Origin of the sequence: Paraburkholderia sp. RL17-347-BIC-D (assembly GCF_046027915.1) — a bacterium.
In the GTDB taxonomy this organism is placed as follows: Bacteria; Pseudomonadota; Gammaproteobacteria; order Burkholderiales; family Burkholderiaceae; genus Paraburkholderia.
This window is the reverse complement of the sequence record NZ_JARESS010000135.1, coordinates 1-4346: the sequence shown is the minus strand read 5'-3', so window position 1 is coordinate 4346 and position 4346 is coordinate 1. Positions and strand designations below refer to the sequence as shown.

Annotated in this window: 4 protein-coding genes; 1 reads left to right on the top strand and 3 read right to left on the bottom strand. The window is 53.0% G+C overall.

Features of this window, described 5'->3' with window-relative positions:
* Nucleotides 1-173: 173 nt before the first annotated feature.
* Both P0D96_RS47495 and P0D96_RS47490 read right to left on the bottom strand, forming a co-directional pair.
* On the bottom strand, nt 174-578 hold the full coding sequence (locus tag P0D96_RS47495) for a hypothetical protein (RefSeq protein ID WP_408321203.1): 405 nt from the start codon (nt 576-578) through the stop codon (nt 174-176).
* A 23-nt stretch (nt 579-601) separates the two neighbouring features.
* Nucleotides 602-1012, bottom strand: coding sequence for a hypothetical protein (locus tag P0D96_RS47490; RefSeq protein WP_408321201.1), 411 nt, complete (start codon nt 1010-1012; stop codon nt 602-604).
* Between the two features lie 2327 nt (nt 1013-3339).
* Here P0D96_RS47490 and P0D96_RS47485 point away from each other — a divergent pair.
* Complete coding sequence (locus P0D96_RS47485) at nt 3340-3588, top strand: hypothetical protein (protein ID WP_408321199.1); 249 nt, start codon at nt 3340-3342, stop codon at nt 3586-3588.
* Between the two features lie 113 nt (nt 3589-3701).
* Here the strand turns inward: P0D96_RS47485 and P0D96_RS47480 are convergent.
* Nucleotides 3702-4346, bottom strand: a 645-nt coding sequence (locus P0D96_RS47480; protein ID WP_408321197.1) for an IS3 family transposase, incomplete at its 5' end; no start/stop codon positions are given.

Here is a 4346-nt window from a genome sequence, read left to right as displayed (position 1 = left end):
GGCTGCGGCGTAGATAACGCTCGCCTCTGCGCTGTTCCCGACCGCTAAAGCACGGTAGCAGGGCCACTGACATTCGGGTTCATCTTCGATCTCAATTCGTTAAGCGTAGTTATAGACGAAGGTTCGTGGATGCGGGTAACCGGAATGTTTGCAGAGTTACCCTTTTGTTTGATCTAGCCCACCCCAGACGACAGCCAGCCGTGAGGCGTAGACATGGATCTCATGCGATCGCGCGGCGTCCCCTGAATCTGATCTTCGAGGTCAGCAGCCTGTCTGGCTGCGTTCGAATCGCTTGATATTACCGTGAGCTTCGCAATTTCGGCATGCAACGTTGCCTCGTGGCGTACCTCCTCGGTTTGCTGGATTAACCATGTCGTAAAAAGACCCGGCATAGCCAAAACGATGTTGTAGGGAGGCTTCTTCTTGAACTCGCCAGGCTTGGTCAGTTGCGTGGAGGTCGGCTTGTATTGTGGATCCCTCAGATCGCCGACCTGAGCGGATGATGGCTGTGCGGAAATCCCCAATATCGTTAGTATAATTAATAAAAAAACAGTGGCTCTGAGAGAAATCACGGTCATGTCTCCTTGTTTGAAATTTAACGTCAGTTATTACAACGGTGCGGAATACCCACCAGGCGCCAGAGCTGACTCCACGCAGCAGCACTTCGCATCGCGAGCGCGTATGTGGACGGGGCAAATTTTTTGCCCGCCGATTCGAAGCTGTGCTGGAATCCCACGCGTCCGGTGTTCCCTCGACCATGAGCCCCAGCGGAAAGCGGATATACAACTACGCCGCGCAACCGATGACGTTCGGAAGAAGCCGGTAGTGCTTGAACGACATCAACGCCGCTGCCGGTGGTAAAGCACAACGGAAAATTTTCATCGTTACCTGTTGTATTTGTAGTCTTCATTGACAACGTGAAACTTCCCGTAACGGAATTCGGCTGGCCGAGTTCACTCATTTTCGGGCCAACGATCTCGAGTTGTATTGGGTTCTCGTGTACGGAGAGCATGGGGTCGTCTCCTAGTTTCATGTATTGGAGGAAGGAACAGGCCCCTCGCGTTTTGAATCGATTCAGACAACTCTTGCCGATGTCTCCTTCGCTTTCGGCAACGGCTCACGTGAAACAAGTGTAGAGATGTGTTCGATTTCAGACTTATCGAATCGTCTTGTAGCGTATCAAATAGTCCAGTTCCATGATGGGGAATTTCCCGGAGTCCTATGTGTTTGAAATTGTCCGGCCATGCTTGTACATACGCTATTCATTGTCGAAAAATCGGGTGTTTCCGCACACGTCTAGACAAGATTATGGGAGACCCTTAGATCAAGGATAGTGTGTGTACCTGAAATATAAACGCGAGAGATCTTCGGAATAAGCGGTTGCTTTAGCATTCCTTAGTGCGTCTTATAAGGTCTTCTTGCATTGTGGGTCAGAGCATTGTGTCTGCTCGCCAGGATCGGCCCGTACCATGGTCTAATCTGACGCAAGTTCTTCGACGTCGTAGGCTTTGCGGATAGGCGCGTCCGCTGGAAACGGGGGCGCGGACTTCATCATGTTTATCGTGCGCGACGGCAAGACGTTCACGCTCAGCCCAGGGTTTCGCTCGCCCGTCGCGGCTCCTGCGACAATCCGTGAGCGTCTGCGCGGTGAGCGGGGGGAATGCCATGACGGGGATGGCAGTCGTAAGCGCGCCTCACGGCCAGAATAGTCTTTGCGACGACAGTGCGGGTGTCCGATATCGCTACGAAAGATGGCACGCCGTCCATTGAGGAGCGTGGTCACATTTTCTGGGTCGGTGCTGGCGGCGTGTACCCGGTCCGTTCTGCGAATATCTTGAAGTTCGCTTGTTTCACGGGGTGTCACGCTCAAAAACGAGCCAGCTGGGTTATCTCTCTGAATAAAGTGGGGGACGAAACTCGGGAGTCGGATGGTTTAGGAAAAAGTGCGAAGAGTCGCGAGACTCACCTTTGCCAAGCGGACGATTATGCTCGTTCAAGTATGAAGGTGATGCTATCGTGAGTATCCGCGTTTCGAGCAGCTTGCCACCTTTCCAGGAAGAAGAGTGAGTCTCTCGTCGAATCGGATAGCCAGATTGAAGCTCTAAGAGATGATGTCACCAGGTTGGTCGTGCATGACCAGATAACGCTTGAGATCCGGGTTGGCTTTGCTGCAGTCGTTCATATGTCATCGAGGAAAAGGGGGTGAACGTTCACCCGTAGTCGTCCACGTACCATTTCCTTGCCAAAAGCAGCTATTTGGCAGCCTCTCTCGGTGCGGTTAGCAGAGGCACCACGTGTTCGTAAAGTGGCGCCGCTCGGCAGTAGGTGTTATGGACCGAAGACGACCATCGAACATACGCGCAGGAACCCCGCCCTCGAGTCGTACGATCCCACTGATGACCTCGGTAGCGACACATTTTTCAATCCGGCGACGGAAGCGGAGCTGCCGCTATTGGCCACCGTAGCTAGTACGCTCATCGCATGAGAGTTCGCTCGTCGAAAGACATGTACCTCTCTTGTCGCATGTATCTTTCCGCAACAACGACTCTGGAGCACCGCAAAAGCCAACTAATGACGAGGTCCATCTGTTTTGACCCACCTGTCGTCAATTACCACGGTTTGGTGTCATATTAATCACACCACCTAGGTGGTTCTAGTTCGGAGGGTAGATTACCTCAGGACGGACAGCGTCAAATCTTCACACCTTTTCGAACATGGTTCGGTTGACGGGAGAAAGACTCGGCACCGGCACGTAGTCGACACCACGCGACCGCGTGAAACGCAGAGGAGTTCGGGAAAAACCTAATCACGAAGCTGGATTCCCGGATACACGACGGGACGTTCCGATAAGCAGGGAGTCGAGCCTACATCTAGTATTCATTTACTGGCGTGGCTGGCGCGAGTTTACCAAGCAGACTTCACGAAACAAGTGATATTTCGGTTCGAGCCCGATCTCTGTGAAGCGGTGAGGCATCTGGACTAAAATCTTGCAGTCGTTTGTATTTTTGGAATCCTACGAGATTCGCTCTATTATTATCAGTCGTTGATTTATTACGTGCTCGCCTTCGGCCGACAGATTGCTCGGAGTAGTGCGGTGTGGGGGAAGATCCGATTTCACGTAAAAAAGAGAGTCGTCGGTGTTGTCAGCCTCGATTGAGAGATCGATACAGGTATTTCCGTTCACCCTTGAAAGTGAGTAGGTAGTGCAGGTGTTTGAGCACCTTCGTTACATCAGTGGGTGGGGTCGCCATAGCCAGCTACTTGATAGATTACCTAGGTTCTGTACGTCCGTTGGGAATTCCGTCACATACATTGGACTTTTCTTGCGAGGAGACATCAATGAAGCGAACGCGTCACCTTCTCATGACTGTTCAACTGGACGGCACAGAACTGCGTGCCGATTATTGCGAGCAAACCGGGCGTCTGCGGATTCTTCAGGGAGAGACCGTAGTTCGGAAGTGGTTTCCACCGAGTTCATGGATTGCCATCGCATCGGTGGTCGGCGCCCGAAACTGGGGGACGCGACCTGACTGCAACGAACTGCAGACCGTACTGGAAAGCGAGGTATCGTTGCTGCAGATCGGCTAGGCGGGTTCAACCGCGCTTAGACCCGCAGTTTCGTTGGAGTGGTGAAAAGACGCTGAGAGGTGGCCCCGTTCGTTCGGACAGTTTTTTCGATTTTTAAGTGGAACGCTGGGCGGTCACGCTGCCGTTTTCATCGCGGGCAGCATCGCGAAGTAAGGTTCATCCGGGGTCTTGTCCGACAGACTTGAATGAGGCCTTTGCTGGTTGTACCACGTCAGGTAGTTAGCGATGGACTTGCGTGCCTGGCCGACGGACTCATAAGCCTTCAAATATATCTCTTCGTACTTCACGCTGCGCCACAGTCGTTCGATAAAAACGTTGTCCCGCCAGCTTCCCTTGCCATCCATCGACAAAGCGATTCCGCGCGAGAGGACCGCGTCGGTGAAGACCGTACTGGTGAATTGGCTGCCTTGATCAGTATTGACGATCTCAGGCAATCCATATTTTGCGAATGCTTCTTCGAGCGCTGCTACCGCATGCTCAGCCTCCATCGTGATCGCGACTCGGTGCGCTAAAACACGGCGGCTGGCCCAATCGATCACAACAGTGAGATAGACGAAGCCGTGTGCCATAGGCACGTATGTCGTGTCCAATGCGTACACCTGGTTGCTGCGCTCGATCTTCCGATCGCGCAGCAGGTACGGCCAGATCTTGTGAGCCAGATGTTTGCGGCTCAAGTTCGGTTTGCGATACAGCGCCTCGATGCCCATTTTGCGCATCAAGGTGCCGACGTGTTTGCGTCCGACCACTATGCCCTCTCG

Bases quoted from the DNA above. Each gene is read 5' to 3' on its own strand.
- P0D96_RS47495 (WP_408321203.1), bottom strand. From the start codon at position 578: ATGACCGTGATTTCTCTCAGAGCCACTGTTTTTTTATTAATTATACTA.
- P0D96_RS47490 (WP_408321201.1), bottom strand. From the start codon at position 1,012: ATGCTCTCCGTACACGAGAACCCAATACAACTCGAGATCGTTGGCCCG.
- P0D96_RS47485 (WP_408321199.1), top strand. From the start codon at position 3,340: ATGAAGCGAACGCGTCACCTTCTCATGACTGTTCAACTGGACGGCACA.